Annotated in this window: 3 protein-coding genes; all 3 read left to right on the forward strand. The window is 40.4% G+C overall.

From position 1 onward, the window contains the following. Positions 1-66 precede the first annotated feature (66 nt). Positions 67-1,752 (forward strand): methyl-accepting chemotaxis protein, encoded by a 1,686-nt coding sequence (locus tag ACKI5B_RS04890; RefSeq protein ID WP_407426406.1) that lies wholly within the window; start codon positions 67-69, stop codon positions 1,750-1,752. A 2-nt stretch (positions 1,753-1,754) separates the two neighbouring features. After that, entirely contained in the window at positions 1,755-3,224 is a 1,470-nt protein-coding gene (gene murC / locus ACKI5B_RS04895) for a UDP-N-acetylmuramate--L-alanine ligase (RefSeq protein ID WP_407426408.1), read from the forward strand. A 63-nt stretch (positions 3,225-3,287) separates the two neighbouring features. Beyond that, on the forward strand, positions 3,288-4,105 hold an 818-nt coding region (locus ACKI5B_RS04900), incomplete at its 3' end, for a hypothetical protein (RefSeq protein ID WP_407426410.1).

Genomic DNA, 4,105 nt, shown 5'->3' on the forward strand with positions numbered 1-4,105 from the left:
TCTTCCTAAGACCGCTTGGCCTCCGACTTAGTTTCTGATGTTTCTTCTACAGAGTATTTCCAGTTTATGAAATCCAGCGGAAAAGGGCAGTATATCAGTAATTCAATCGGTTCAAACAATGATGATGCTTCTTACTTTGTCTGTAAATCTGTTTCGATAAATAAAACTGCAATTGGATTTATCGCGGGAGCTGTCTCTCATGCACGTCTTGCACAGGCAATTGATGCAGTTAAAGTCGGAGAAACCGGTTATGCGATTCTTCTTACCGGTGACGGTACGATTATGGCTTTTCCAAATCATGATATTGTAATGAAAGAAAATTTTACAGTTGAAAATGATTTATATGGCGGGCTTACAGAAATTGCCAGAGCTATGGTTGCCGGTGAAAGCGGTCATGGATGGGTTCATTCACCTTCAGGAAATGAACTTATGGTTTATGGTCCTGTTTCCGGAACTCCGTGGAGTATGGCTCTGAATGTACCGGAAGCTCTGGTTTATGAAACAAGCAGTTCCCTTACACCGATTTTTGCAGTTTCGGCACTTATAATTGCATTTATTTTAATTCTTTCTGCTGCAGTTTCAGTTTTCAGAGTTTTACGTCCTTTAAGAATTCTTGATAAAAACCTCAACGAGATTGCATCTGGAAATGCAGATCTTACTCACCGGATTAAAGTTCATTCAAATGATGATATTGGTTCTGTTACGAATGCATTTAATACATTTGTTGAAAAGCTTCAGCTTATTATGAAAGATGTAAAACATTCCCGTTCTGATCTCTTTTCTGCTGGTGGTGAACTGCATGCTGGAATCGGAGAAAATACAATTTCCGTTTCAGATATTCTTTCAAATATCGAGAGTGTTCAAAATCAGATTGCAAATCAGGGAGAAAGTGTCAATGAAACGGCAGGGGCTGTAAACGAAATTGCTTCAAATATTGAATCCCTTGAGCGTATGATTGATACGCAGTCCCGGGAGGTAAGTGAGGCATCCACTGCTGTAGAAGAAATGATTGGAAATATTTCAAGTGTTAATCAGTCTGTTGCAAAAATGGCAAATTCTTTTGAAATGCTTGAAAGCCGTGCAAAGACGGGTAATGAAAAGCAGCAGGAAATGAGTGAGCGTATTTTTGAAATTGAAAGCCAGTCAAACAGCCTTCAGGAAGCTAATATTGCAATTGCTGCAATCGCTGAACAGACTAATCTGCTTGCAATGAATGCGGCAATCGAAGCTGCACATGCCGGTGAAGCAGGAAAAGGTTTTGCTGTAGTTGCTGATGAAATCCGTAAACTTTCTGAAACTTCTGCTGCTCAGTCAAAGACAATCGGTGAACAGCTTAATAAAATCAAAGGTTCCATTGAATCTGTTGTTTCTGCTTCCGAAGAATCAAGCCGTACATTCACATCAGTTTCAGACGGAATAAAAGAAACTGACCAGCTTGTGCGTCAGATTAAGAGTGCAATGGAAGAACAGCAGGAAGGAAGTAAACAGATTGTAGATGCACTGCGCAATATGAGTGACAGTACAGCAGAAGTAAAAACTGCAAGTGCAGAAATGAGTGAAGGTAATAAACAGATTCTTGAAGAAGTTCGCCGTCTTAAAGATGCGACCGGCGTTATGAAAGACAGCGTTGTTTTGATGAGTTCTAGTGCCAATAAAATTAAAGAAACTGGTAGCGCACTGGATGCAATTTCTGATAAAATGAAATTATCTATCGAACAGATTGGAAATCAGATTGATAATTTTCAGGTGTAAAAATGTCAGAGATTAATTTGCCTTCAAGTTTTGAAGGCGTTCATTTTCATTTTGTAGGAATCAAGGGAACTGGTATGGTTGCCCTTGTAGAAATTTTGCATGCGCGCGGAGCTGTAATTACAGGAAGCGATGTTTCAGAACGTTTTTACACTGACGAAATTCTTGAGCATCTGGGAATCTGTGCGCTTTCTTTCTCTGAAAAAAACATAACTGATTCTGTTCAGTTTGTAATTTATTCCAGTGCATATTCGGTCGAAAAAAATCCGGATCTTATCGAAGCAAAAAAACGCGGTCTTCCGATGATGCTTTATTCTGAGGCACTAGGAGCTGTAAGTGCGGCTTCTTATTCGTGCGGAGTTTGCGGCGTTCACGGAAAAACTACCACGACTGGTCTTTGCGGCACTCTCTTAAAAGAACTTCCTCTTGAGTCTCAGGTTCTTGCAGGCTCAATAATAAAATCATTCGGCGATTCATGCGTAATGACAAAAGGTCATGAATATTTTGTTGCTGAAACCTGTGAATATCAGCGTCATTTTATGGCCTTCCATCCGAAAAAAATTATCCTTACAAGCGTAGAAAGCGATCATCAGGACTATTATCCGACTTATGAAGATATACGGGATGCTTTCGTTGACTACATCTGCAAACTGTCTGAAGGCGGTCAGGTCATTTACTGTGCTGACGATAAAGGCGCATGCGAGGCAGTGGAGCTTGCAAAGACAAAACGAAGTGACATTCAGGCAATTCCTTACGGCGAAAAAGCTTTTGGCGACTACAGGCTTGCTTTCGGACGAGTTGAGGGCGGAGTTCATTATTTTACAGTTTCTTCCCTTGATGAGTGTGCTATCTGCGTTCCAGGAGATCATAATGTCCGTAATGCGACAGCAGCCCTGGCTCTTTGTGCAGAGCTTCTGAAAAGTGACGGGAAAAATCCTCTCGATTTTATTGAAGACTTGAAACGCGGTCTTAAGAACTTTGCCGGAGGAAAGCGCCGCAGTGAAATTGTCGGACGTGCAAAGACTCCGCTCGGACAGGATGTAATTTTTATAGACGATTACGGCCATCATCCGACTGCAATAAAAACGACTCTTGCAGGTTTCCGTGAATTTTATAAGAATCACAAAATTATCGTCGATTTTATGAGTCATACATATACCCGTACAGCCGCCTTACTTGAGGAATTTGCATCCAGCTTCGATTCAGCAGACAAAGTAATCATCAATAAGATTTACGGAAGTGCACGTGAAGATGCGGGTGCGGCAAACGTGACAGGTGAAATACTTTCTGAGCATGCAAAAAAATATCACAAAGATATTTATTATGCGGGCGAATTTGACGAGGCTTCAGAAATGGGATTAAAATTTCTTTCAGAACCTTCTGGAAAAGACTTCCCTGACGGTTATGTGTTCGTGACTATGGGAGCCGGTGATAACTGGAAAGTAGGTAAGAAAATCTTGGAAAAACTCTCATAAAATATTTGTTGAAAATTAATTGGTTTAAGTTATAATTTGATTACTTTTGATAGGAGATTTTCTATGAAACTTTTGAAAAAATTGATTGTTTCTGCACTGGTTTTCGCCGGAGCATTATCTGCTTCTTTTGCGGTAGACTTGTCAGCTGTTACAACTTCAGATATTCCTTATCTGAGTGAAATCAATTCCGGCATGGAAGATTTTGCCGAACAGCTAGGTTTTTCTGTTCCTCAGGCTGCCGTCCAGCAGAATGTTTATGCCGATGCTTTTATCGGAAAACTTTTCCCTGCTGTTCCACCACATTTTGCTGTCGGATTTAATACCGGCTTTACACACCTCAATACATCTGGTCTTGCAAAAGCTGCTGGTAAACTTGGTATTGACGGCGTAAATGATAATTACTATTTCCCTGTTTTGAATGCAGATGTCCGCATTGGAGGCGTATTCCTTCCTTTCGATATCGGTATTTCATTTATGACTCTTGACGTCAGTAATTTTAACACAATGGATGCAGATTTTTCTGCTGAATATTTTACACTTGCTTTTGATGCCCGCTATGCAATTCTTGAAGACGGTCTTATCTGCCCGGGACTTTCTATTGGAGCCGGTTATTCTATGAATAAAGGAAGTTTCGGGGCTTCAAGCAGTTATGCAGAGGTAAATGTAGACTACGATGTTCAGACTTTATATGGTCAGCTTCAGCTTTCAAAAGCAATTAATATTCCTGTCGTAAGAATCGGCTTTACTCCGTTTGTAGGACTTCGCGGAGTAATTTCTAAATACTCAAATGACTGGTCATGGAAGGTTAAAAATTCTCTTGCAGCATCTGCTGTTGACGCTTTACCTATAAAAACTTCAGGAACATCTGATTCTGACGGATT

The sequence above is a fragment of the Treponema sp. genome, from assembly GCF_045657965.1.
Lineage (GTDB): Bacteria > Spirochaetota > Spirochaetia > Treponematales > Treponemataceae > Treponema_D.

What these genes read in the sequence shown, in the direction of transcription:
- ACKI5B_RS04890 (WP_407426406.1), top strand. Translation starts at nt 67, where the DNA reads ATGAAATCCAGCGGAAAAGGGCAGTATATCAGTAATTCAATCGGTTCA.
- murC (WP_407426408.1), top strand. Translation starts at nt 1,755, where the DNA reads ATGTCAGAGATTAATTTGCCTTCAAGTTTTGAAGGCGTTCATTTTCAT.